24 protein-coding genes are annotated in these 24,650 nt (G+C 56.6%); 14 read left to right on the top strand and 10 right to left on the bottom strand.

Going from position 1 to position 24,650, the window contains the following annotated elements:
- Positions 1 to 64: 64 nt before the first annotated feature.
- Positions 65 to 859: a 2-amino-3,7-dideoxy-D-threo-hept-6-ulosonate synthase gene (locus ACYQ15_RS17355; RefSeq protein ID WP_459939612.1), complete on the bottom strand. Its 795-nt coding sequence runs from the start codon at positions 857 to 859 to the stop codon at positions 65 to 67.
- 499 nt (positions 860 to 1,358) lie between these two features.
- Between ACYQ15_RS17355 and ACYQ15_RS17360 the strand changes: the two genes are divergently transcribed.
- Positions 1,359 to 2,051 (top strand): LysM peptidoglycan-binding domain-containing protein, encoded by a 693-nt coding sequence (locus ACYQ15_RS17360; RefSeq protein WP_459938756.1) that lies wholly within the window; start codon positions 1,359 to 1,361, stop codon positions 2,049 to 2,051.
- A 453-nt stretch (positions 2,052 to 2,504) separates the two neighbouring features.
- Here the strand turns inward: ACYQ15_RS17360 and ACYQ15_RS17365 are convergent, their stop codons facing one another.
- The 3 genes from ACYQ15_RS17365 to ACYQ15_RS17375 form a co-directional block, all read right to left on the bottom strand.
- Positions 2,505 to 4,565: a peptidase U32 family protein gene (locus tag ACYQ15_RS17365; protein WP_459938757.1), complete on the bottom strand. Its 2,061-nt coding sequence runs from the start codon at positions 4,563 to 4,565 to the stop codon at positions 2,505 to 2,507.
- Positions 4,552 to 5,055, bottom strand: a complete 504-nt coding sequence (locus tag ACYQ15_RS17370; protein WP_459938758.1) for an EVE domain-containing protein — start codon at positions 5,053 to 5,055, stop codon at positions 4,552 to 4,554. The genes ACYQ15_RS17365 and ACYQ15_RS17370 overlap by 14 nt, the downstream gene beginning before the upstream one ends.
- Positions 5,056 to 5,147: 92 nt before the next feature.
- Positions 5,148 to 6,545: a DUF4139 domain-containing protein gene (locus ACYQ15_RS17375; RefSeq protein WP_459938759.1), complete on the bottom strand. Its 1,398-nt coding sequence runs from the start codon at positions 6,543 to 6,545 to the stop codon at positions 5,148 to 5,150.
- 381 nt (positions 6,546 to 6,926) lie between these two features.
- Here ACYQ15_RS17375 and ACYQ15_RS17380 point away from each other — a divergent pair, with 381 nt between their 5' ends.
- The 4 genes from ACYQ15_RS17380 (at position 6,927) to gap (ending at position 10,823) form a co-directional block, all read left to right on the top strand.
- The gene (locus ACYQ15_RS17380) at positions 6,927 to 7,817 is read left to right on the top strand and encodes a tetratricopeptide repeat protein (RefSeq protein ID WP_459938760.1); all 891 of its coding nucleotides are present in this window, start codon (positions 6,927 to 6,929) and stop codon (positions 7,815 to 7,817) included.
- Between the two features lie 277 nt (positions 7,818 to 8,094).
- The gene (locus ACYQ15_RS17385) at positions 8,095 to 8,562 is read left to right on the top strand and encodes a tRNA (cytidine(34)-2'-O)-methyltransferase (RefSeq protein ID WP_459938761.1); all 468 of its coding nucleotides are present in this window, start codon (positions 8,095 to 8,097) and stop codon (positions 8,560 to 8,562) included.
- 610 nt (positions 8,563 to 9,172) lie between these two features.
- Positions 9,173 to 9,733 (top strand): GAF domain-containing protein, encoded by a 561-nt coding sequence (locus ACYQ15_RS17390; protein WP_459938762.1) that lies wholly within the window; start codon positions 9,173 to 9,175, stop codon positions 9,731 to 9,733.
- A gap of 67 nt (positions 9,734 to 9,800) precedes the next feature.
- A complete protein-coding gene (gene gap / locus ACYQ15_RS17395; protein ID WP_459938763.1) occupies positions 9,801 to 10,823 on the top strand; it encodes a type I glyceraldehyde-3-phosphate dehydrogenase in 1,023 nt (340 codons plus the stop codon).
- A gap of 280 nt (positions 10,824 to 11,103) precedes the next feature.
- Here gap and rfaD read toward each other — a convergent pair whose 3' ends face one another.
- Entirely contained in the window at positions 11,104 to 12,078 is a 975-nt protein-coding gene (gene rfaD / locus ACYQ15_RS17400) for an ADP-glyceromanno-heptose 6-epimerase (RefSeq protein WP_459938764.1), read from the bottom strand.
- A gap of 475 nt (positions 12,079 to 12,553) precedes the next feature.
- On the opposite strand from rfaD, the gene hisH reads away from it, so the two are divergent.
- Both hisH and hisF read left to right on the top strand, forming a co-directional pair.
- Positions 12,554 to 13,195 carry an imidazole glycerol phosphate synthase subunit HisH gene (gene hisH, locus ACYQ15_RS17405; RefSeq protein WP_459938765.1) on the top strand — a complete coding sequence of 214 codons (642 nt, stop codon included), beginning with the start codon at positions 12,554 to 12,556 and terminating at the stop codon, positions 13,193 to 13,195.
- Positions 13,185 to 13,964 (top strand): imidazole glycerol phosphate synthase subunit HisF, encoded by a 780-nt coding sequence (gene hisF, locus ACYQ15_RS17410; protein ID WP_459938766.1) that lies wholly within the window; start codon positions 13,185 to 13,187, stop codon positions 13,962 to 13,964. The genes hisH and hisF overlap by 11 nt, the downstream gene beginning before the upstream one ends.
- A 100-nt stretch (positions 13,965 to 14,064) precedes the next feature.
- Here the strand turns inward: hisF and moaC are convergent, their stop codons facing one another.
- The 3 genes from moaC to rpoZ are packed head-to-tail and all read right to left on the bottom strand — an operon-like array spanning position 14,065 to position 15,914.
- On the bottom strand, positions 14,065 to 14,580 hold the full coding sequence (moaC, locus tag ACYQ15_RS17415) for a cyclic pyranopterin monophosphate synthase MoaC (protein ID WP_459938767.1): 516 nt from the start codon (positions 14,578 to 14,580) through the stop codon (positions 14,065 to 14,067).
- Between the two features lie 4 nt (positions 14,581 to 14,584).
- A complete protein-coding gene (dnaJ, locus tag ACYQ15_RS17420; RefSeq protein ID WP_459938768.1) occupies positions 14,585 to 15,691 on the bottom strand; it encodes a molecular chaperone DnaJ in 1,107 nt (368 codons plus the stop codon).
- A gap of 1 nt (position 15,692) precedes the next feature.
- On the bottom strand, positions 15,693 to 15,914 hold the full coding sequence (gene rpoZ / locus ACYQ15_RS17425) for a DNA-directed RNA polymerase subunit omega (RefSeq protein WP_092117367.1): 222 nt from the start codon (positions 15,912 to 15,914) through the stop codon (positions 15,693 to 15,695).
- A gap of 179 nt (positions 15,915 to 16,093) precedes the next feature.
- On the opposite strand from rpoZ, the gene ACYQ15_RS17430 reads away from it, so the two are divergent.
- The 3 genes from ACYQ15_RS17430 (at position 16,094) to ACYQ15_RS17440 (ending at position 19,762) form a co-directional block, all read left to right on the top strand.
- Positions 16,094 to 16,834 (top strand): tRNA lysidine(34) synthetase, encoded by a 741-nt coding sequence (locus ACYQ15_RS17430; protein WP_459938769.1) that lies wholly within the window; start codon positions 16,094 to 16,096, stop codon positions 16,832 to 16,834.
- 416 nt (positions 16,835 to 17,250) lie between these two features.
- Positions 17,251 to 17,994 carry a M23 family metallopeptidase gene (locus ACYQ15_RS17435; RefSeq protein ID WP_459938770.1) on the top strand — a complete coding sequence of 248 codons (744 nt, stop codon included), beginning with the start codon at positions 17,251 to 17,253 and terminating at the stop codon, positions 17,992 to 17,994.
- Positions 17,995 to 18,640: 646 nt separating this feature from the next.
- Positions 18,641 to 19,762 carry an Sfum_1244 family protein gene (locus tag ACYQ15_RS17440; protein WP_459938771.1) on the top strand — a complete coding sequence of 374 codons (1,122 nt, stop codon included), beginning with the start codon at positions 18,641 to 18,643 and terminating at the stop codon, positions 19,760 to 19,762.
- Between the two features lie 184 nt (positions 19,763 to 19,946).
- Here the strand turns inward: ACYQ15_RS17440 and ACYQ15_RS17445 are convergent, their stop codons facing one another.
- Both ACYQ15_RS17445 and ACYQ15_RS17450 read right to left on the bottom strand, forming a co-directional pair.
- Positions 19,947 to 20,822 carry a deoxyribonuclease IV gene (locus ACYQ15_RS17445; protein WP_459938772.1) on the bottom strand — a complete coding sequence of 292 codons (876 nt, stop codon included), beginning with the start codon at positions 20,820 to 20,822 and terminating at the stop codon, positions 19,947 to 19,949.
- 75 nt (positions 20,823 to 20,897) lie between these two features.
- Positions 20,898 to 21,665, bottom strand: a complete 768-nt coding sequence (locus tag ACYQ15_RS17450) for a YqjF family protein (protein ID WP_459938773.1) — start codon at positions 21,663 to 21,665, stop codon at positions 20,898 to 20,900.
- Positions 21,666 to 22,049: 384 nt separating this feature from the next.
- On the opposite strand from ACYQ15_RS17450, the gene ACYQ15_RS17455 reads away from it, so the two are divergent.
- The 4 genes from ACYQ15_RS17455 to ACYQ15_RS17470 all read left to right on the top strand — a co-directional run bounded on the left by ACYQ15_RS17455 (position 22,050) and on the right by ACYQ15_RS17470 (position 24,552).
- Positions 22,050 to 22,925: an iron-sulfur cluster-binding protein gene (locus tag ACYQ15_RS17455; RefSeq protein ID WP_459938774.1), complete on the top strand. Its 876-nt coding sequence runs from the start codon at positions 22,050 to 22,052 to the stop codon at positions 22,923 to 22,925.
- Entirely contained in the window at positions 22,922 to 23,833 is a 912-nt protein-coding gene (locus tag ACYQ15_RS17460; RefSeq protein ID WP_459938775.1) for a dihydroorotate dehydrogenase, read from the top strand. The genes ACYQ15_RS17455 and ACYQ15_RS17460 overlap by 4 nt, the downstream gene beginning before the upstream one ends.
- Positions 23,834 to 23,896: 63 nt before the next feature.
- Positions 23,897 to 24,337: a PIN domain-containing protein gene (locus tag ACYQ15_RS17465; RefSeq protein WP_459938776.1), complete on the top strand. Its 441-nt coding sequence runs from the start codon at positions 23,897 to 23,899 to the stop codon at positions 24,335 to 24,337.
- Positions 24,334 to 24,552: a hypothetical protein gene (locus ACYQ15_RS17470; RefSeq protein ID WP_459938777.1), complete on the top strand. Its 219-nt coding sequence runs from the start codon at positions 24,334 to 24,336 to the stop codon at positions 24,550 to 24,552. The genes ACYQ15_RS17465 and ACYQ15_RS17470 overlap by 4 nt, the downstream gene beginning before the upstream one ends.
- Positions 24,553 to 24,650: the final 98 nt, after the last annotated feature.

Below are 24,650 nucleotides of genomic sequence, written 5' to 3' on the forward strand. Positions count from 1 at the left end.
TCCTCTTGTTGTCGCGTCTTTTTCAGCAGAGCAGATGCATAGCCGCAGTCCGAATTAACTTGATTTACTGCAACAATTCCATGGCCTGGGCCACTTCCCAGTCGTCGTGAACAATGCCGTGCAGGGCCTGGACCAGACGGGAAGGCTGCTCGGCCTGAAAGATGTTCCGCCCGATGGACAAACCCGCGCCGCCGGCCTGGAGGCTGTCGTAGACCATGCGCACCAGGTCCCCGCTGCTGTCCAGTTTCGGTCCTCCTGCAATGACCACGGGCACGCAGCACCCTTCCACCACGGGCCGGAAGGTTTCGATGCTGCCGGTGTACGGCACCTTGACCACGTCCGCGCCCAGTTCCACTCCGACCCGGGCACACTGGGCCACCACGTCCGGATCGAACTCATTGGGAATCTTCGGGCCGCGAGCATAGACCATGGCCAACACGGGCATGCCCCAGTCCATGGCCGAGGTGGTCACCCGCCCCATCTGCTCCAGCATGTGCCTCTCGGTCTCGTCGCCGAGATTGATGTGCAGGCTGACGGCGTCCGCACCCAGCTTGATGGCGTCCTCCACCGTGCCGACCAGGGTCTTGGCATTGGGGAAGGGGGACAGGGACGTGCTGGCGGAAAGGTGGACGATCAGTCCAATGTCCGCGCCGCGGCCGCGATGGGAGCAGCGCACCAGTCCCTTGTGGAGGATGATGGCGTTGGCGCCGCCCTCGGCCACATTGTTGATGGACTCGCGCATATCCACCAGCCCGGAAATGGGGCCCACGCTGACGCCATGATCCATGGGCACGACAATGGTGCGCCCCGTGTTGCGGTTGAAAATGCGTTCCAGTCGGACTGCTTTTCCCAAGTGCATGTTTTGCATGATCTCATCTCCCCGGCATTGTCTCCAGGAGTCCGTCTCGTCGCCGCCTGAGCCAAAAAAAAAGGGCCGCAGGCGGTTTGCCTGCGGCCCTTTGAGAGCGGTTTATTCTGGTTTCCTATTGTATTGGATACACCGCTTCCCTCTGACCACAGGCCAATCCACGCCAAAAATAAAAAAAACCAAAATAAAAATTGGTGGAGAGGAGGGTGGTTGAGGAAGGCATGGAGATATAAATAGTCAAAACAGTTTTTAGGTGTCAAGCATTTTATTTCAGAAAAATTCCTACCTGCGATAATGTCGGCTTGTGCCGGTCCTGATCAAGGATAAGCAAATCATCCCGGATGTTATGACGAGGAGAGGAGGCATCAGGGATTCAAAGGACAGGAGAACGCTGGAATTTGCATCCTTCCTGAAGCAGGAGCGGCTTGCATCTTGCGGTGTTTTTTGGAAACATGCCGACGCACCTTAACACTAACCGGAGAGAATATATATGGACAAAAAAAGCTGGTTGCAGAAGTTGGAATCCATGGAGCAGGAACCGAGAGAGGTTGAGGCTCCAGAGCCGGAACCGAACACTTTGCGAGACGCTTTGGAGGGCCGGGGAAAGCAGTTGATCCTTGGCGGCGTGGGCTTGTTTGTCCTGGTTATCATGGTAATCATCATCTCTTCCGGGCGGGGCGGCAATGCGGATCGGGACTTCAGCGACATCCTGGCCCGGCTTGAAAGCATCGAGACACGGCTGATGGGTCTGGAGAACCAGGAAAGCGGACGTCAGCAGGCTTTGGTCCGGATGCAGGGCGATTTCAGTATTCTAACCATGCGCGTTGACAAGCTTTCCCGGGAAATGAAGGAACAGGTCGCTGAACTCTCCAATCAGCCCGCAACACGGCAAGCCGCGACTCCGGCACCGCGCCCTGCACAGCAACAAGCAGCCGCCCAGGCACCCGCTCCCGCCCCGGCACCCGCACCGGCGCCCGCGCCCGCACCCGCACCCGTCGCTTCATCAGCCCCGGCCCAGCAGCGTCCTGCAGCCTCCAGGGGAATCACCCATGAGGTGCAGCCCGGTGACACCCTGTTCCGCATCAGCCGGACCTACAATGTGAGCGTGGATGAAATTCGTCGCCAGAACAACCTCAGCGGAGACCGGATCAATCCGGGCCAGGTGCTCAAGATCAGGCCTTGAGGCTTTTATAAGGGGCGATGGGCAATGGGCGATGGGCAATGGGCGATGGGCGATGGGTAAGGGGCGATGGGCTATCGGTAACTGCGTATCCTTGAGATTAATTTGTAGGGGCGACCTTTGCGGGTGCGCAAAATTCACATGGGATAAATAATGTCACGTCAAGCGCATAATAACGCCATAAAAAAAAACGAAAACGAGGCTGTTCCCTTGCCAGCAAATGAACGTTCCGGCTCGCGCTTCCGTTGCGATAATCAACCGAGGCCTGAGCCGGATTTTCTTCCTTTTTTGTAACTACTCAGTTCATCCGAGAAAAATCGGGCTGGATACCGGCCTTCGCCGGTATGACTCAACTTGGAAAAGACTTGATATGATACGTCATTCCGGCGAAAGCCGGAATCCAGCTCTGGCGAGTGACCAGAGTATGTGCTGAATAGTTACTCCTTCCTTTAGACTTCAGAGCAACCGCAAATTCCAATTGAATGGGGATGTCCGGGGGCGTTGATTCATCCCTGGGGGGAGTTTTTCCTCGAGCTGGATGAAGAGGCGATAGCCCGCGGATTCCAGTTTTTCTCTGTGGGAGTGCAAGTCCAGGGTCCAGTCCGGATAGACCCAAAGATTTTGTTGGTATTTGCGCGCCCAGGCGATTTCACCTTTGGGGCTGGCCAGAGGCTTTTCCGGGACCAGTTCCTCGGCCTGCAGGCGTGAGACGCAGAAAGGCCACAATCCTTCGGTAATAATTCCCAGAGGCAGACCGGCCTGTTCGGGCAAGATCAGGAAAGATTCCTCGTCCAATTCCGGACTGACGACGGCGCCGTTAAAGCCCAGTTCCCGCAACTGGGCAATGGCCAGGGCATTAGCCGTGTTGCAGAAAGGACCGGCCCAGATTTCCCTATTGGTCATGGAGGCTGAGGAATTGAACAGGGAAATCTGCCAGGGCGCGTTGCAGACGAAAAATCTTGCGCCAGCCGACTGGACCTGCTCCAGGGCGCTACGCCATAAATGTTCCTCATCCTGCCAGATCACCGGCGGCAGCCACCAACACAAACGGCGGGATGTCTCCCGGCCCATGTGCTCCAGAAATTTCGGGTCCAACCACATGGCCTGGACAACTTTTTCCTGGCTTCGCCTTGGCCTGCGGGAGACAATCATGGTTCGTCCGCGACCTTCAAAACGCGCGGATCGGGGCATAACCGGAGTAAAGGACGAAGCCTGAACTTCATCCGGGGCAGATTGGTTCAGCTCGACTTCAAGTTGCTGGATCAGTTGTTTCAATTCCGGTTCACGACGATCGATGAGCCAGACAGCGGCTCCCGGCGGCGGGGCCGTACTTCTGGGCGTTGCGCCTCCCGGTCTGCCGTGGAAGGAGCGTTTTGTTCTCTCCGAAGCCTTTTTTCCTTGTTCCGCGGCAAGGTCAAATCGTCCGCCTTTGGGGACAAACCGTGTGACCCGCAAAACCCTGTGCCACGGTTGATCCTCGGAACCGAGCCGCAACAGATCACCAGGGTGCAGGGGAAGTCGGGGACGGATGAACGCGGTTTTTGCATCCTTGGGGATATGTCCGGCCAGAAGCCCGGAAGCGAGATGCGTGTTCGGAGCCAGGGGCGTGTATTTGCGCTGGGGCAGGAAGCCGGCATGGGATCCGGGGCGGCCGAGAGCCATCTCCAGCAAGGCCGCGGCCTCTTTCCGGGCGCGGACGGAATTGCCTTCGTCCCGGAGAAGGCGGTATGCGGTGACGGTGTAGAAAACATAGTGGGCGCTTTTTTTGCGGCCCTCGATTTTCCAGGTGCGGACTTCCGGGATGTCCAGCAGGGTTTTGACCAGCACGTCCAGGCTGAGATCCTGGCAAGAGAAGTAGCTTCCCAGCCGGCCTTCATGATTGTAAACCCGGCGGCACGGCTGAACACAGCGCCCTCGCAGGCCGCTTTTTCCGCCCATGTAGCTGCTCCAGTAGCAGCGCCCGGAGACGGCGTAGCACAGCGCGCCGTGGACGAAGACTTCCAGGTTCATGCCGGATGGGCAGGCCTGGGCCATCTGCTTGATTTCATCGAGATGCAGTTCCCGGGGCAGCACCACCTGCCGCACGCCGAGTTGGGCCGCCGTTTCCAGGCCGGAGGCCGTGCTGACGCAGGCCAGGGTGGACAAATGCACTTCGCCGGAGAAGCCCGCTTGCCGTGTGAGTTCCAGCAATCCCAGATCCTGAAGAATGAGGCCATCCGGATGGACATGGCGCTGCAGCTGGTCCACCAGGTGGCCGGCGGCAGTGAGATCCCGGGGCTTGAGCAGTGTGTTCATGGCCACCAGGACCTTGCGTCCCTTGGAGTGGGCCAGTCGCGTCAGGTCGGCCAGTTCGCGCAGGGAAAAATTCTCCGCCTCCATCCGGGCCGAGAAGTGCTTCAGGCCGCAGTAGACGGCGTCGGCACCGGCCGCCAGGGCCGCCAAAAAGGCCTGCCGGTCTCCGGCGGGAGCAAGTATCTCCGGACGGAAGGTTGTAGAGCTTGTTTCATTGAGTTGCATGGTGTTCCTGGGAAATCAATGACGAGGATCGGTCTGAGGCGAGGCCAAGGATGGTCGCGAACTGGTCCGCGGTCACGGGCTGAACGGAAAGCCTGCTGCCCTTGCGCAGCAGTTCCATGCCGGCCAGCGCTGTGATGGTACGCAGCATGGGCAAAGGCAGAGGACGGGAGAATTTTTTCACCAGGCGGATGTCCACCATGTCCCAGACCGGTTTGTCCGGCGTGGATTTCGGATCAAAGTGATCGTTGTGGGGATCCCAGGCGGTATGGTCGGGGTATGCTTCACGGACGATTTCGGCCAGGCCGACCACGGAAGGGTTAACCTGACTGTGATAATACAAGGCCTGATCCCCGATGCGCATTTCGCGCATCAGATTGCGGGCCTGATAATTGCGTACTCCGTCCCAGAATGTGGTCTGGTCCGGGGCCGCGGCAAGGTCGTCGATGGAAAAGCAGGTGGGTTCGCTTTTGAGCAGCCAATAGTTGGGCACGGTTCAGGCTCCCTGGGCAATGGGAAAGAGGGTATTGCGGGCACATCCTCCCGGAGGTGACATGCCCGAAGGCGATCTTGCGGTTGTTGAAATCAGAATCGTGCTTCCACCGTATAGGTCAGCACGAGCTGATCCTGCTCGCTGGAAGGCGGAACGTCGACCTCGAAACGGATCATTCGGGCATCAATGGTTTCATGGGGATGGCTGGACTGGGTGAGCCGCCAGTCGCCGTGTACATACTCCTCCAGGATCACCCGCTGGGGTTCGTTCTTGCTGTTGCGGACCCGGATCTCCCAGGTGTAGCGGGCCATGTTCTTGCCGATCTGCTCATGGGAAAGCATGCGCCGCTCCACGTTCACGTCAAAGGCCTGCCCCATTTTCAATTCCACGTCCGCATCCCGGGGAGTGTGATCGATGCGATCCTCGCCGATGAACAAGGTGCTGCCGTCCCGGCTTTCCTGATAGGCCCGGACGATCCCCCTGGGCAGGGGCATGCCCAGTCCGTTGGCCTCGGTGTTCTTGAAGATCAGGAAGACCTCGACGCCCTGCTTGATTATTCCCTGTCCGGGTCCGGGATATCCGCTGTAGCGGGAGACAAGCTTTTTTCCCAACAGCATCTCGGGAGCCTGCAGCAGGCTGACCTGTTTGGTCTGGCGGTTGGCCATGTTCACCGGGCGAGGCAGGCTGTACAGGTGGTACTCGAAAAAATCTTCCTGCTGCATCTGCTCCGCGATCATGGGGGCGGCCATGGCCATGTCGCGGCGCATCCTGGTGGGTTCGGGGCGCACCACATGCACGTCGCCGGCCACAAGTTTCAGGGCGGCATCCGCAAAGGCCATGCCGGACTGGTTGTCCAGGGTCACCCATCCAGACAAGGATGCCCGGTCATTGTCGCGGTCCACCTTGAGCACGTAATCGGCGCGCCAGTTCATGCCACCGGCCAGGTAGGAGACGTCGATGTCCTGGCGGACCGGGCCCTGGTTTTGCACCAGCCAGACCAGGGTCGGCCTGGGCCGCAATCCTTCCGGCATTTCGGCCAGATAAATCGAGTCGTAGTCGCCGACGTAGATCTGATCCTCAACCTGGAAAATCGGACGATCATTATTGGCCAGCAACGTCGCTTCGCGAAGAATGGTGGCCTTGCGATCGTGTGGGTCGGGCAGGACAACCTGCAGGGTTCGACCGACGTAACGGTCCAGCAGGTTCTGCACGCTGATCAGGTCATACTCGTAGTTCATGTCCAGCACGGCAAAGTCTTCCGGTGCGGTTCGGGATCGAACCTGCAGCGTTGGAGCCTGAACGGTTTCGGCGACTCCGCTGAACTCGACCATTCCGGTCCCGGAGGGGAGTTCAAGTTCGCGGATCTCGTTGATCAAGGCCTGTCCGTGATTGTACACGGTGACGGTCAGGGATTTCGTGGTCCCGGCCCAGGATATCTGTGCCGAAAAGACCAGAAGAACGAAAAGAAGAATAAGAATTGAAAATTTCATGTGTTCCTCCTTGAAGCTGCATGAATGCGTTGAGTAAGCGCCGGAGCGGAGATGTTGCAAGGCCAGCGGGATTCCTGGCGGCCTGGAAACGGAAATGCGCCGCTGAGGAGATTGCCGGAAGAACGTGGATTTTGTACATCAGACGGACAATGGTTCCGCAGCGGGCTTCGCTGGAAATGACCAGAAAAATATGAACAGAACCGGCTATCGGCGAGATCCGTTCACCGGCAATCCTGAATCTACAGCCATGCGAAGCAAGAGGTCAATGACAGGTTACCTGCACTCCCTGCAAGCAATGGCTGCCATATGAAACCGTTGTCACTCTTTGCGCGAGCCTTCAGTCGGTGAATTGCCGTATTCAACCTAATCCGAGGAGTTCTCATGCCCAAGCGGATCGCTTTTTGCGGTTGCCTCGTTGTCATGATTGTCTTTGCCGGGGCGGAACGAAATTTTTCCGCGGGATCCGCTCATGATCTGGGCTTTGTCCAGCAGCAGGCCCTGGCGGGGGATGCCATGTTTCAGCATCAGCTGGGATTGATCTACGCCGAAGGGCGCGGCGTGCCGCGTGATCCGGCATCGGCATTCTACTGGTTTGAACAAGCCGCCGAACAGGGGCATCTGGAATCCCAGGTCAACCTGGGAGCCATGTACGCCATGGGTGTCGGGGTGCAACAGAATTATCTGCATGCCGCCCACTGGTATCGGATCGCGGCAGAGCGAGGGCATCCGGAAGCCCAGAACAATCTGGCCATTCTCTTCGAGGAGGGGTTGGGATTCGCCCCGGACAAGAATCAGGCGCTGCACTGGTATACCGAGGCCGCGAATCAGGGGCATCCTGAGGCCCTGTACAATCTGGCCCAGCTGTATCTGGAGCAGGAGGACACGGAAGGGAACATCCAAAAAGCCCTGGATCTGCTCGTTGCTTCCGCTGAAAAAGGCTATGCGCCGGCGCAGTATCACGCCGGATACCTGCTGGAACGGGGCGAAGGCGTGGAAAAAAATCTCCACAGAGCCGCCGCCCTTTACAAAAAGGCCGCAGAACAGGGGCTTCCCGAGGCGCAGCTCAATCTGGGATTGATGTATTTGACCGGCGAGGGCGTGTCTCAGGAAAACGTGCTGGCCTACAAGTGGTTCATTCTGGCTGTGTTTCATGGGCTGGAGCAGGCGGCCGAGGCCATGAATCTGGCTGAAATGCGCATGACGCCGGGACAGATCAGCGATGCCCGCGGACGAGCCGAGCAGTGGGTTCTGCAGCGGCGTGCCGAGCAATGATTTTTCAGATCGTAATTATTCAGCACATGGTGTGCGATCTGCCTCCGACATCGGGGTCGGTGTCGGGATCGGAATCAATTTCGTAAAATGTTGAGAAGACCTACGCATGGCTCCGCCTGCGATCCGGGTATCGATACCGAGGCCGCCTGCGATGCCAAAGTCCACAGGGCAGTAGCATGCTGAACAGTTCCTCCAGTTCTTCGTTTTATTGAGGCTCTCAATGCCGTTGCCGATTTTTTTTAATTTTGAGTCACTTGGATGCTTCGCGGAGTTGTGAGTGCAGATAGTTCTTTACCAACCAGAAATTCCGCCGAATACCGGCAATATTGCACGGCTCTGCGCGGCGACCCGGACGCCGTTGCACCTGATCGAACCTCTGGGTTTTCGGCTCGAGGATAAGTACCTTCGCCGGGCAGGATTGGATTATTGGGAACACGTCCAGGTTCGGGTCTGGGCGGACTGGGCGGCGTTCCTTGAAGGTTTCGGGGCTGGTCGTTTGGTGTACAGCAGTGCGAGGAAGGGAATCGAGATTCATCAGTTCCTTTTTCAGGAGCAGGATTTGCTCGTGTTCGGGCCGGAAACCAGGGGGTTGCCTCCGGAATTGCTCGGAAATGATGCGCCTTGCATCCGCGTTCCGATCTGGGGAGAAGTGCGCAGTCTGAATCTGTCTACTTGTGCCGGGATCGTGCTCTACGAAGCATTACGCCAGACCGGAGGCATTCCACAAAATCTTCCGGAAAGATGAGTACGTCAACTGCTGCCATCGCTTCACAAGCAAGGGCCCTGGAGAAAGAAACTTCCAGGGCCCTTGCTTGTGGAACTCTTTTTTCAGACAGGTCGGATCCCCCATGCTCTGACGACTTTCTCCCCCAGCATCGATATAAAGGGTCATGGCCGGTTCATAGGCGAAAAGGAAGGGCATGAGTAACTATTCAGTTCATCCGGAGGGTGGTCATTCACCTGCACTGGATTCCGGCTTTCGCCGGAATGACTTATCGTGGCAAGCTGCATCTATACAGTCATACCGGCGAACGCCGGCGCTATCGCTATCCAGATCTTTTTCGCGGATTTGCTGAATAGATACGGGCATGGCATAGGTCACTATGTTGGCGATGGCCGATCGGAGGAATTCCATCGGCAAACGATTATGGGGCTTCATTGTTGCGCTGCAAAATTTAATGTCTGCCGTGATATCGACCTTTGTGAAGAATCCGGGTAGAAAATGGCTTATTGTTTATTTTGGTATGCAACGACCTGTTCAAGGCATAATCAGGCAGGTCGGACCAATCATGTCTTCTGGCGTTTCTGTATGCCGAGAAGTTACGAGAACCTGAATCCTCCGGAGGGAAGACCCCATGACCAAAGAGAAGGACTATTATCATTCCCTGTACGAAGTGGCCAAAGTGATCAATTCCAGCCTGGATCCCTCACTGGTGTTGGACGCCATCACCCAGCAGGTGACGAAGGCCCTGGATCTCAAGGCCTGCTCCATCCGCCTCCTGGGAGACGACGGCAAGCATCTGTTGATGGGCGCTTCCCATGGTCTCAGCAAAGGCTACCTGCGAAAAGGCGCCGTGGAAGTGGCCAAGAGCGGACTGGATCAGGAGGCCCTCTCCGGAAAGCAGGTCACCATTCGCGAGGCCTGTTCCGATCCTCGTTTTCAGTATCCGGAAAAAGCCAAGGAAGAGGGAATTTCCTCTGTCGTGGTGCTGCCGCTGCTGGCCGAGGAAAAAGCCATCGGCGTGCTACGGGGTTATTCGGAGCAGTGCCGGGATTTTTCAGAGGAGGAAATCGAATTTTTGACCATCATCGCCAACCTGAGCGCCATTGCCATTGAAAATGCCCGCCTGCACCACCGTCTCAAGCTGGATAGCGAGTTGCAGACGGCCTACGACTATCGGCTGTTCGATGATTGATGGATGGGGAGCGGCAAGCGTTTTTCCATGTGCAGCGGTAATATTTTCGTGACAGAAAGGATGAGACATGCAAAAAATTAATATTGGAATCAACGGATTCGGCAGAATCGGCCGCCAGGTGCTCAAGGCGATTCATGAAAAGCACGCCGACAGGCTGCAGGTGGTGGCGGTCAACGATCTGTTCGATGTGGCCACCAACGTGCACCTCTTCAAGTTCGACACAAGTTACGGCCGGTTCCGTTTCGAGGCCGGAGCCAGCGAGAACCGGATGACCATCGGGGACTGGACCGTGAGCAGCTTTGCCCAGCGCGATCCTTCCCAGATTCCATGGCAGGACGTTGGGGTGGACATTGTTCTGGAGTGCACGGGAATTTTTCGGAACAGGGCCACTGCCGGTCAGCATCTGCAGGCCGGTGCAAAGAAGGTGATCATTTCCGCTCCGGCCAAGGAGGAGGATGTGACCCTGGTCCTGGGGGTGAATCAGGACCGGTACGATCCGCAAAATCACCATATCCTTTCCAACGCCTCCTGCACCACCAATTGCCTGGCGCCCCCGGTCAAGGTGCTGCACGACGCCTTCGGCATCGTCAAGGGCACCATGACCACGGTCCACTCCTACACCAACGACCAGCGTATCCTGGATTTGCCGCACAAGGATCTGCGACGGGCTCGGGCCGCTGCCTGCAACATCATCCCCACAAGCACCGGCGCGGCCAGAGCCTTGGCCCTGGTCATGCCGGAGATGAAGGGCCGCTTCGACGGGTACTCCCTGCGGGTGCCCACGCCCACGGTTTCGGTGGTGGATTGCTCCATCCTCCTGGAGCGTGAGACCACCACCGAGGAACTTCGCGCCACGCTGAAATCCGCGGCGGACGGACCGCTGCACGGTATTCTGGGCTATGCCGACCTGCCCCTGGTTTCCTCGGACTTCATCGGCGACGATCGTTCCAGTATCGTGGATGAGGAATTTACTCTGGTCATGGGCGGCAAGGGCAACCTGATCAAGCTGGTAGCCTGGTACGACAACGAATGGGGGTACTCCTGCCGTCTTGCGGACCTGGCGGCGTTTCTGGCCGAAAAGGGATTATAAAGAGGTTCCGGTCGATTCGCGGGTTGCCGAATGGACGGGTATTGTCAGGGGCGCACGAAAGTGCGCCCCTTGTTCATGGTGCGTCGTGAAGGTGATCCGGAAGTAGGGCAGAGAGGTTCAGTACGAAGCACTGTAGTGATTTACTGCTTCAAGCCTGTCACCAAAAAAAAGAGATTGTTATCAGTTATCAGTTATCAGTTATCAGGAAAAAATCCGGACAAAAAATAACTGATAACTGATAACTTGAAACTGGGTCGGGCAAAGCCCGCGTTAGCTGCTTTCATCCCAGATAGGGATCTTCCGTCATCAGATAGGAGTGGATATAATCGGCCACGCCGGCTTCCAGAGTGCCGAAGATGACGGGACATCCCAGGTCGTACAGGCGGCCCATGCTCGCTTCCGTGTAATACTGGTACTTTTCGCGGATGGATTCCGGCATGTCGATGTATTCAATATTGAGTGGCTGTTCCATGGCTGAAAAAACGGCTGTGGCCAGGTCATTCCAGCTTCTGGCTTCGCCCCTGCCCAGATTGAAGATGCCGTTGACCTCCCGATTCTCGAGCAGCCACCAGACCACGTCCAGACAATCCTTGACGTAGATGAAGTCGCGTTGCTGGGCGCCGTCGGCGTAATCCGCCCGGTGGGACTTGAACAGGCGCAGTCTCCGGGTTTCGAGAATCTGGTGATAGGCCTTGCAGACCACGCTCATCATGTCGCCCTTGTGATATTCGTTGGGACCGAAAACATTGAAGAATTTCAATCCCACCATCTTGTCCGCCACCTTGTTGCGCAGGGCCCAGAGGTCGAAGAGCTGCTTGGAGTAGCCGTACATGTTCAGCGGCTTCAGGCGGGGCATCAACTCCGGATCGTCGTCGAAACCCAGAGTCCCGTCGCCGTAGGTGGCCGCACTGCTGGCATAGATGAACCGGACGTCATGGCGCAGGCAGAACTGGGCCAGGATTTTCGTGTACCGGTAATTGTTTTCCATCAGGTATTCGGCATCGGTCTCCGTGGTGGAGGAACAGGCTCCCATGTGCAGGATCGCCTGCACTTCCGGGCCCAATCTGCCCTGTTCCAGAAGTTGCAGAAACGTGGCTTTGTGCAGATAGTCGGCGTAGCGCAGGTTGACCAGGTTCTTCCACTTTTCTCCCCGCCCCAGATCATCCACGACCAGGATGTCCGTGATGCCCTGCTGATTCAGTTTCCAGACCAGGGCGCTGCCGATGAATCCAGCCCCCCCAGTGACGATGTACATAAGCGTCCCCCGTTCCAATACGTGTTGTTCGTTCGTTCCGGCTGAGGCTCTACCCCGGAGCCGTGTTTGCTGGCAAGGATCGTCAACCGTCGCTTTTCTGGTTCTGTCGACGGAGGGCACAGTTCAGCTGCGTTCCGGATTGTCCCGATTTTTTGGCCTCGCAACTTCTTCGCCGGCCTCGTACATCGAACCATTGCGCGAGTAGACCTCATTTGGCGCTTCGGACCTTCGGCAATGATTCAATGAACGAATCCTGGCTCAGTCAAAATCGGGACAATCCGGAACACTCCTGTCCTCTTCTGAAAGTGCAGAGCAGTTGCGACGGAGGTACAATTTTGCGGGCAGAGCCTGTAAGGTGACAAATACATGGTTTTATGATTGGAACAGTGTCCAGCGCGTCTTGTAAAGATGCAAGGATTATGTTGAGCACTGCTCGCGCAGGTTTCATTTGCCCTGTTGATCAAGGAGAACAGCCATGCTGGCGATTTTGGATTATGAAGCCGGGAACCAGACCAGTGTCCGCCGGGCTCTGGATTTTCTGGGTATCCCTTGTTCAATCACGGCCGATCCGGACGTGCTGCTCGGTTCCGCTGGAGTGATATTTCCCGGCGTCGGCGCAGCCGGACAGGCCATGGATGAATTGCGCACCAAAGGATTGGACAAGGTTCTGGGCGAGGTGGTGCGCACGGAAAAGCCCTTGCTGGGCATCTGCGTGGGATGCCAGATCCTGCTGGACTACAGCGCGGAAAACGACACCGCTACACTGGGCATCCTGAGCGGAGAATGCCGAAGGTTCGATCCTGCCTGGACGGATGAGAGCGGGCGGAATCTGATCATTCCGCACATGGGCTGGAACGGGTTCCAGCGCAAGAAGCAATGCAGCCTGCTGGACAATGTCCCGGACGAGGCGGAATTCTACTTCGTGCACAGCTACTTTCCCGCGCCTGCTCCCGAACTGGTCCTGGCGACCACGTTCTATGGCCGGGAATTCGCGTCCCTGTTCGGCCGCCCCGGACTCTGGGCCACCCAGTTCCATCCGGAAAAGAGCGGCCGACCCGGATTGACCCTGCTTGCCAACTTTCACGCCTATTGCAAGGAGGTGGCCCATGCTCAGTAAACGCATCATCCCCTGCCTGGACGTGCGCGACGGCAGGCTGACCAAAGGCGTGAAGTTCAAGGGCAACGTGGACATCGGCGATCCCGTGGACATGGCCCGGTTCTACTCCGACGAAGGGGCCGACGAACTGGTGTTCTACGACATCACGGCATCCAGCGAAGACCGGGGCATCATGCTGCGGGTGGTGGAGGAGGTCGCGTCCAAGACTTTCATCCCGTTTTCCGTTGGCGGCGGCATCCGCAACGTGGCGGACATGCGGGCCGTGCTTCTGGCGGGTGCGGAAAAGATCTCCGTCAATTCCGCTGCGGTGCGTTCGCCGGAGATCATTTCCCAGGGCGCGGCGGCATTCGGATCCCAATGCATTGTCGTGGGCATGGACGTGCTGAAGGTGGATACGAGCCAATCCATTCCGTCGGGATACGAGGTTGTCATTCATGGCGGCCGTACTCCCACAGGGATCGACGCCCTGGCCTGGGCCAGGAAGGTTCAGGATCTGGGTGCGGGGGAGATCTGTCTGAATTCCATTGATGCCGACGGCACAAAGGAAGGTTACGAGCTGAACCTGACCCGGATGATCTCCGAGGCCGTGTCCATCCCGGTGATCGCCTCGGGCGGCGCGGGCAAGCCGGAACATCTGGCCGATGCCCTGAACCAGGGGTTGGCTTCCGCGGCTCTGGTGGCTTCCATCGTTCACTTCGGGGAGTACTCAATCCGGGAAATCAAGAACATTCTGGCGGAACTAGGCGTCAAGGTCCGTCAGGTGTGGTGACGTCTGCGAAGCCGCAAAGAAGAGCGCCCCGTACATCTCTCAAAAGAACGAGAGACGCACGGGGCGCTTTGAGTTGTAAATTGATCAGCTCGGCCTGAGCCTAATCCGCCGAATCGTCGGTCGGGTGATCTTCGTCAGGAATGGCTTCATACGTTCCGCCGCGTCCACCTGATTTGTGCACCAGGCGGCAGGGGCCGACCACGATGTCCTTCTGCACGGCCTTGCACATGTCGTAGATGGTCAGCGCAGCCACCTGAACCGCCATGAGAGCTTCCATTTCCGCGCCGGTCTGCCCGGTGCAGCGAATTTCGGATTCGATGACGATACGCAGGCGTTGTACGTCCACGGCAAAACGCAGATCGACATAGGACAGGTTCAAGGTGTGGCACAGGGGAATCAGTTCGGCGGTTCTTTTGGCCGCCATGATTCCCGCGACCTTGGCGGTGGCCAGGACGTCCCCCTTGGGCAGGGCCTTTTCCAGGAGCAGGTCCAGGGTTTTCGCGGAGAGTATGATTTCGCCGCGGGCCATGGCCAGGCGCTGGGTCAGTTCCTTGTCGCCAACATCCACCATGGTCAAATCGCCATTTTCCGTCAGATGAGAAAACATTGCGCCCATATGGTCATCCTTTTACGGCATCCTTGGCCTTTTTAAAGAGGCGCTTCACCTTTTTCATGGGCCGGTCATCTTCCAGGCGGGCAAATTCGCGCAGGAGTTCTTCCTGCTTGCCGGTCAACCTGGTTGGGATCATCACCTGGACCTCGACCAGCAGGTCGCCCCGATGGTTGCTGCCAAGGTGCGGCAAGCCCATTCCGGAAATCTGAAAGACATGTCCGCTCTGGGTACCTTTGGGGATATCCATGGGGACAGGGTCGTCCAGGGTGGGCACCTCGATGCGTGAGCCGAGAGCGGCGTCCACGAAGCTGATTTCCTTTTTGACCACCAGGTTCTGTCCCTGGCGGCGAAAAACGTCGTCCTCCTGCACATGAACGACAACAAACAGGTCGCCGGGAGGGCCGCCATAAAGGCCGGGCTCGCCTTCCCCACGCAGGCGCAGGCGGCTTCCATTGTCCACACCGGCCGGAACCCGGACTTTGAGTTCCCGGATCTTCCGCACGATGCCCCGGCCATGGCAGGTCCGGCAGGGCGTGGTGATGATTTCACCCTGGCCTTGGCAAATCGGACAGGTTACAGCGAGACGGAAAAAACCCTGGCTCTGGTGAATCTGGCCTTGCCCTCCACACTGCTGGCAGGTTTCCGGCCTTGTTCCCGCGGCCGCGCCCGATCCGCCGCATTCCTCGCAGGTCTCGTTCTTGGGCAGTTCCAGCTCGATTTCTCGGCCTTTGGCCGCATCCCGAAAGGACAACGTCAGGTTGTAGCGAAGATCCGCCCCGGCCTGGGGCCTGGGACCGCGATTGCCATACCCGAAAAACTCACCGAATATGTCGCTGAAGGTCGAGAAAATGTCGTCCGTGTTGCGAAAGCCCTGGAAGCCCGAATTGTTAAGCCCTTCATGGCCGAAGCGGTCATAGTGGGCGCGTTTTTGTGGATCGCGAAGCACTTCATAAGCTTCCGCGGCTTCCTTGAATCGTACCTCAGCCTGTGGATCATCCGGGTTGCGGTCCGGATGGTACTTCATGGCCATGCGTCGATAAGATTTTTTAATTTCCTCTTCCGACGCATCCCCGGGTACTCCGAGGATTTCATAAAAATCCTTACGTTGCGCCATGTTACTTTGTCACGCCAATGACCGCGGCTTGCTGAATGTCTTCAGAAGGCAGCACCTTGCCCGCGGCAATTTCACGCAGAGCGGTGACGATGTCCTTGTTGTCGCTTTCCAGCAGCGGCTTATATCCTTTACGATATTGCTGGACCCGCTTGATCGCCATCTGAACCACAAGAAATCTATTGTCCACCTGCTGCAAGCAGTCTTCGACTGTTATTCTGGCCATATATCCTCCCCGGCGGTTTCTTCAATTTGCAAAACTTTATTATTTATCAAGGAACGTGTGTCGCGTCAACGTTCTTTGTTCTCGAAAAAATAATGTCCCGATATATGGTTGATGGGAATGTGGAAGTTGTTTAAGCGCATTGCGCCGCCATGCGGCGAAAACATGAGAAAGGAATCACCATGACGCGTATCAGAAAATTGGCCTTTGCCCAAAAAAAATGTCTCGGCCAGACGGGCTTGTTGATGCAGCGCTTGGGCATGATCTGGCCCGGGGCGAGAGTCGGTGTTGCCGTATCCGGCGGAGTCGACAGCTGGGTCTTGCTGCAGGTGCTCCTGTTGCGGCAGCGAATTGTTCCATTTCCCTTTGAAGTCATGGCCATCCACCTCAATCCCGGGTTTGATCCGGTCAGCCATGCACCCTTGTCGCCCTGGCTGCAGGCGCATGGGGTCGCGCTTCATGCGGAACTGACGGATTACGGGCCACTGGCGCACAGCTCCGCCAACAGAAAGAATTCGGCCTGTTTTTTGTGCAGCTGGCATCGGCGGAAACGCCTTTTTGAGATTTGTCGTCAATACAATCTGACGCATCTGGCCCTGGGCCATAATGCCGATGACCTGGTGCTGACATTTTTCTTGAATCTGTTCCGGAATGGACGCGTGGAGGGCCTGACGCCCAGGGAAGATTATTTCGGAGGCGAGCTGACGCTGATCAGGCCGTTGTTGCTCGTGGAGAAGCCGATGATCCGCAAGGCGGCCAAGCAATGGAACTTGCCCATATGGAGCAATCCCTGCCCATCGGCGACGCAAAGTGAACGCGCCACTACCGAAACCTGGTTCCGGAATGTGGTATCCAATGATCCGGCAATGCACGGCAGTGTCTATGGCGCTTTGAAGCGGTGGCAGCTTGACGTGATGAAGTGAAATTCCCAGGGAAGTAGACAAGCTTGACATGTTGGCGTGTATCATGTGAATTGGCCGCAAATTAGCTGCCGAAAAGTGTAGAGTCATTTCAGTTGACGTGCAAAACTTTCGAAGCTGAATGCAGATCACATGACTGGGCAGAAGTAATGGTACTGTGTCCGCGATTGCATTCGATGTGACCGGCCATGATCCGCTAACTTGCAAATCTTCGGCTCTGCTAACGTCTTGCCGGGTCTCAAGGTTCAAAGGGTCCAATGATCAGAAAAAAATACCAGATCCTTGTTTTCAAGGACAATGCCGGCAACTGTAGCACGTTCACTCTTCGGATATGGATATGTTTGCTGATAGCCGGCATTTTTTTTGCGTCATTGGGCTTGAATCTCCACTTTTTCCAGAATCGCCTGAGTGTCGGATCCATGCAGAACAAGCTTCATCAGGCTCAAAGTAATCTGGAAAATCAGGAGACCCAATTTCTCATCCTGACCGAGAAGATTAAGGAACTTGAAACCCAAGTCAATCAGGTTTCACAGTTCAATGCAAAGATCCGGGTCATGGCCAACCTTGAATCTGAATATGTTCCGGCCTCTTTCTCTCTGGGGGGATCGGAAAGAATCGGTTTTACGGATCAGTATGCGACATCCCATCGTCAGGAACTGCTGGTTCGAAAGATGCATAATTTTCTGGAAGAGTTGCGGACGGAAGCCAAACTGGAGCAAATTCGCCAGGAAGAACTGCTGACAACCTTGCGCGACAACCAGGGGTTTTTCGCGTCCACTCCTTCCATCTGGCCCACCGATGGCTGGGTGACGTCCGATTTTGGCTATCGCCGTTCTCCGTTCACGGACAGAAGAGAGTTCCACAAGGGGATCGACATCGCCGGTCCGCCGGGAACGCCGATTTATGCAACGGCCAAGGGACGGGTTCTCTCCGCCGGCAGAGATGGCGCTTACGGTTTGACCGTGACCATTGATCATGGTTCGGGCATCGTCACACTCTATGCGCATATGCAGCGAATCAACGTGAAAACGGGGCAGGATGTCAGTCGCGGCGAATTGATCGGCTACATCGGCAGCACCGGACGCACCACCGGTCCACACCTGCATTACGAAGTCCGCTTGAACGGCATGCCGGTTGACCCCAAACGATACATCTTGAATTGACGTAACTATTCAGCACATATGGTGCATGGCCAGTCCCCAGAACTGGCTACCGGCTTTCGCCGGAATGACGGATCGGAGTAAGCCGTTTCCATGTTCGTCATAACGGCGAAGGCCGGTATCCAGATCTTATTCTGGCTCTGCTGAGTCGTTACGAATTGACGAATCATTGACAACTCAAGATCCGTCCTCCCTCAGACCAGCCACAGGCAGCCTTGGAGACGTTGAGCAGGGACTTCTGCTGAGGCCATTGCAAAAAAGACCGTGGACTGTCCACAACCTTGCAAGCTTCCGGCAACATCCTGATTTTACTTGCCACAAGCCACTGATCAGTGCCCACTGCCCACTGCCCACTGCCCACTGCCTGGTGCAAGATGACATTTTGCATCAAGCTCTTCTGTTGTAAGGTCTTCAATGCCACCCTTCATGGTGATTGTTCTCCTGGTCCCCCCCAGGGTTCAAACTTCCGCGCGCCACTGGTTGCCATGCTTCTGATCGCATCATACCTTTTGTCATCACTACGCAGCTGAGGTTCGGCTTGCCTTGATTTCAAGGCCTCGCAAACTCCCTTGTTCGCATAAAGCCCGCTCAATGGCGGCATCACCATGTTTTCCGGCTCACGCCGAGTGAATTGTCAGGCAGAAAAAATATGTCCAATTTCGATCTCCAGTTGTTGCAGTCGCAAGTGCAACATAATTGTCATATCTCAGATGCCAATTTCAGCGGATCATTTTCCTTGTGCGGACTGCTGCTGCGCATGCGCGACCTGTACAAGTGGGAATCCGGGCTGGCTCCCTGGGAAGAACCTGAGCATGGGTTGATTCTGGAATGGGTGGAGCAGCGGGAAGAATTATGGGCGGAACTGGAGGGGCTGGAGTGCAAGGCGCTTGAAGTGGACGATGATTGCATCGCTCCTTTCGAGGTCGAAGAAGTGAACAGCCGATGCGCCGCCCTGGGCTGTCTCTACGGCGCCGGCTATGTTCTCGGGATGAAGCCCAGTTTTTTTCTGGCGTTGCCGGTGGAAGAGACCGTGATCAATGGTCTCAATGTCTATACCGTGGAACAGGAATTGTGCCGGGATATTTTCGTGACACCGGTGATGCGTCAAGGCGACCGGATAATTGCCCGGCGCCAGGCCATGGCCTCACTCATTTGGGACGTGGTCCAGGAGCAGCGCCCCTCGGTGCGCCCGGCTTTGGATTTCGCCCTGGCCGGCTATGGCCTGGATTCTCGGGAACTTCTGCGGCGTCCCGCTGATTTCCAAAGCAATTATGAGCGGATGGTGCATGAAGAACTTCGGATATGGGTGCATCATGAAATCGGCGAGGCCGCGGAGGACGCCTTTCCCGGCGAAGTCTGGCATCAAATGGTGGCCAACACCTGCCAGACCCTGGCTGAGGTTTTCATTCGAGCGGTCAAGGATCTTCTGGCCGACACCCACCCTCGGGGCCTTCTGGCCTTCATGGCCTCAGGGGACAGCAAATCTTCACTTGGCCTGTATCTGGCCATGATGCGTCCACTTTCCAAATTGCTGTTCATGGATATCTTCCGCATTTTCCCGGAATTCACCCGGTCCGGGGATTGGGGAGAAGTGGAGCGGGTTCGAACCGCTGCGTATGCCAGGGGCAGGGAATTGGCGCAAAAACTGGTCGATGTTCACCGTGCCTCCGATCCCTTTTGTCACGAGCGGACCGTGGAGCGGATCATCGAAGAGATCATCCGCCCATTGGGCATTCTCGGCGATGTGGATGCCGAAGAACTGAGCCGCTGATCAGGGCTTTTCCGCTCTTTTACGAATTTTCGTAACTGCTCAATTACCAGTGGCAAGCATGGTGTGGATGCCCGCCTTCGCGGGCATGACGTGCTTGGAAAAGCGTTCCCATTGAAGTCATTCCCGCGAAGGCGGGAATCCAGCTTCATGGTAACGCGCAGTCGTGCCCGACCTTTTTGAGCAGTTACCGAATTTCGCCCTGATCGGCCTTCAACAATCCCCGCAGTACATTCAGATTTTCAATGTCTTCAGCCAGATCAGGACCCTTGGGCGTTTCCAGGACCATGGGCAGATGCGCCAGCAGCGGATCGTTGAGGATGGTTGAAAATCCTGGAAATCCAATCTTGCCCTGTCCGATATGTTCGTGACGATCCCGGCGGCTGCCCAGTTCAGTCTTGCTGTCGTTGAGGTGCAGCAGTTTGAGCCGTGAAAGGCCGACAGTTGCGTCCAGGCGCGTTGTGACCTCGCCCCAGGAATCCTGATGGCGAGGGTCATGGCCGGCGGCGAAGCCATGACACGTGTCCCAGCAGATCCCCAGATGCTGAGGGTGTTTTGATGCGGAAATGATTTCCGCCAAATCTTCGGGATCCGCACCGAGCGCGGTCCCGGCTCCGGCGGTATTCTCCAAAAGAAGGCCGACTTTTCCTGCCTGGTCTCCTGCCTCTTCAAAAGCCATATCCAGGCATGCTGCCGCGCGAATGCATCCCGCATTCCTCCCCGCGCCCTTATGGGATCCGGGATGGAGCACCACCCAGGGAATGTTCAGCCGGGCGCAGCGGATGAACTCCCGCGCCAGGGCGAAGGCTGATTTGCGCCGTAATGTTTCGTCAGGAGACGCCAAATTGATCAGATAGGAGGCATGGGAGAAGACATGCTTGCGGCCCCATTGCTTCCAGGCCGCGGCAAAGGCCTTGGCCTCGGCATCCGTGATGGAAGGGCCGGCCCATTGGCGCTGGTTGCGGGTGAACAGTTGCAATGCGTCACCTCCAACAGCTGAAATGCGGTCAAAAACAAGATGCAGACCGCCTGAAGCGGGCATATGCGCACCCAGGAAGGGCATTGGTTCCTCCGTGTGTTTTGGCGATGAGCATCATCTCGAATGCAATCATGAACCGTGCGACCACAGGAGACGCGTCTACAAGGCAAGTTTAGGCTGGGATTGTTCGCTGAAATCCATGGATTGAATCAGCATTTCACGTTCGCGTGAGTAATGCAGCAAGGTTGCATCCAGGGGGAGCTTCAAACCGATCTGGTTGCCCATGGTATTGATCTGAAACGTTGCCTCGGCTTCCTGAAGCGGCCAGGGTTCATGATGGATGTCGCCGAAACCGAGCTTTCCCTGGGGGCTGACCGTTGAGAGACGGTATCGCTCCGTGAGCCAGTGCGTCAGTGAGCCGGGCTCGCTTCGGAAAACGTCGCCGACAGGGGTATAGTCGAAGCGCAACCTGGCTTCAGAGGCTCCCCGGTGTGTGCGGGTGCAGTCGAAATGGTGGACCTGGCCCTGTTTTCGGAGTTCGAAATGAGCCTTGTAGTAGGGCAGGCCGTACCATGTTCTAGCCGCCAAAAGGGACAGCCGGCTGTCGATATCCAGGCTGAAGAACCAGACTCCCGGCTTTCCCGAATGACGGACATAGGTGCGCACATTCACCGCGGAATACCTCAGGCCGAGAAAGGACGGCATAAACCGCGGGCGCATGCCGGTGATGCGCATGGCCACAACCCCAAACCAGGCTTGGCCGTCATGGGTATCCAACTGCAGTTCCGTCGGGATGAGCGGGCGTATTTTTTCGGGGGGTAACGGCCAGTGCGCGAACAGCACGTCATGGCAGTGCATTGCTCCGATGATGGGTCTAAAGGGTTCTGATTTATGCTCAGGCTGGTGCTGTGATCGGCTTTGATTCATGCATTGTCCCCCAAGGAATCATGCTGCATTTGAGGCATCCAGATTCAGTTGTGAGTGGATATGTCTCGTTGTCCGGTTTCGGCTCCATGCGACTCGATATCAAGAAAAAGTACGGCATGGTTGTTTCCGGTCAAGGCAGGCCCGTGCCGGGAGATCAGAGGTTTGAACCATGATTGGATGTGTCCACGGGCGCCAATATTCACTGGCTGCGTCCCTTGATGCCCGCGGACATGGCATCTGAAGGCGGATTGACAGGGACTCGCCTCTGGTCAGTTCGGCTGCTTTTTCGTAAGGTTCGACAGGTGCGTATGTGATTCCGAGCATTGTTCAGAAACATTACTGCCGCATTACATTCTCATAGAACATTTTACATCAAATTTTCCTATGTCTGAACTCATCCCTACCGAACACACCGCCACAGAGATTTCACCGGAACCAGGCTGCATCGAAACAGCGGTGGTTGCCCTGACGCGGACCGATTGCTCGCATGACCTGGAGAATTCCCTCTGGCTGCTGGATCTGCAATTGCCCGCGACTTTTCGCGAAGGAACAGGGTGGCAACCCGGTCAGTTCGTGATGATCCGGCCTGTTTCCTGGTCTTTTGAGCCGCTCTGGGCCAGGCCGTTTTCCATATGCATGGCCGGTAACGGCATCTTGCGGATTTTTTTTCAGGTGGTCGGCAAGGGCACGCGGGCCATGACCAAACTCGAACCCGGTGAACAGGTCATTGTCTGGGGACCGCTGGGCAATGCATTTTCATTGGAACCGGATACCCCCACCCTGCTCCTGGCTGGAGGCATCGGGCTGGCGCCGTTTATCGGATATGCCTGGGCTCATCCCCAGCCGGATCTCCTTTTCCTGCTGCTCGGACACCGCCCGTCGGTTTCGGGGTATCCGTTGCATCTGTTGCCGGAAAGCGTTGCCCGGGATACCGCCCGGCAGAGATGCGAGGAGGATATTGCCTGTTTTGTGCGGGATCTGGAGAGCCGAATAGCGGAATATGCACGCAAGAACGGCTTGATCCTCGCCTGCGGCCCACTTCCGTTTTTGCGTGCGGTGCAGGCCATGGCCCTGCATCATCGAGCCAGGACGCAGTTGTCCCTGGAGAACCGCATGGCCTGCGGCATCGGTGCCTGTCTGGGCTGCGTGACCAATGTCGCCGGACAGGAACTGCCCGTGAAGGTATGCACCCAGGGGCCGGTCTTCCGGGCGGAAGACGTGCAACTTGAACAGACCGTCATTGATCGGGTGAAACCATGAATCTCAGTGTGAATTGCGCCGGGCTGGATTTGAAGAATCCGATTCTGACCGCTTCCGGAACCTTTGGTTACGGATTGGAGTTTGCCCCGTATGGCGACCTGACGGCCCTGGGTGGAATCGTGGTCAAAGGGTTGTCCTGGGAGCCCCGAACGGGCAATCCCATGCCGCGTATCGCGGAAACGCCCTGCGGGATGCTCAATGCCATTGGTTTGCAGAATGTCGGAGTGCGACGGTTCGTGGAGGACAAATTGCCCTTGCTGCCCTGGGCCGAAGTACCGGTCATCGCGAACCTGTACGCCTGTGATGCCGACGATTTCGCCCGGCTGGCCGAATACCTGTCCGACCAGGAAGGCATCGCGGCCCTGGAAGTGAACATTTCCTGCCCCAATGTTCAGGCCGGAGGGGTGCTGTTCGGCCAGGACCCCAGCCAGGCCGCCCGGGTCACCGCGGCGGTGAAGGCCAAAGCCGGGGGGAAGCCGGTGATCGTCAAACTGTCGCCAAATGTCACGGACATCACTGCCATTGCCAAGGCCGCGGCCGACGCCGGGGCCGACGCCCTGGCGCTGATCAATACCCTCTCCGGCATGGCCGTGGACATCCGCACCCGCAAGCCGCGTCTGGCCAACATCATCGGCGGACTGTCCGGTCCGGCCATCAAGCCCGTGGGGCTGCGCTGCGTCTACCAGGTCAGCCGGGCTGTCAATTTGCCGATCATCGGACTGGGAGGAATCGCTTCAGCGGAAGACGTCCTGGAATACATCCTGGTCGGCGCCTGGGCCGTGCAAATCGGCACGGCCAATTTCCTGCGTCCGGACATGGCCTTCCGCATAGCATCGCAACTGCCGGGATTGCTGGAAGAACTTGGAGTGAAGTCATGGGAGGAATTTCGGGGGAAGATGATGATCTGATCCGGAACGATTGAAGTTTTGGAACTAGAGTATGAAAAGGCGCTAATTGAAAGATGAGAAATCATGTACATTTATCTTGACGCTTGTTGTTTGCAACGACCATTTGATGATCAGACCCAACCCAGAATTCGTGTGGAGACGGAAGCTGTTTTAGCTGTTCTGAGTGCTGTGGAGGCGGATGAAATTCAACTCGTTCGTTCTGATGCACTGGATTTCGAAACAACACGGATTCCAAATCAAGAACGGCGTGAACAGGCCATGAAGATTCTGGATTTGGCCAGAAAACAAACTTCTTGCTCTGATCAGGTTATCGCTTTTGCTGAAAAAATCGAAACCACAGGTATTCAAGCAATGGATGCTTTACACGTTGCTTTGGCTTCATCAGCGAATGTGAATTTTTTTGTGACATGTGACGATAAGCTTTTACACAAAGGCAAACAGTTGGGAGGCCTATCCTGCCAGGTGGTTTCCATTTTTGAACTCATTCAGGAGCTCATGCCATGACAACAATTCAATCGATAAATCAGATTAATTCTCGTGCCACAAGCGTGCTGATCAAGCATATGGGAGTTGCTGACACGTTGCGTTTTTTAAGCCAATTTCGAACCGGGAGCGGGGATTACACGGCTGAACGAAAACATTTCTTTGAGGGTGTGTCGGTCAGGCAACTCGCCGATGAGATCCGGAAGCATGGCAATCAGCAGAATGAGAGCCAATGACATTGCAGTTCTTCTTTTCTCGTCGGGCTTAGGATCTCATCAGCATTTTGAACGTATGGGTTCATGTGCATCTTGGCTCAGTCAAAGATGTGATACTG

It is taken from the genome of Desulfonatronum parangueonense, assembly GCF_054656975.1.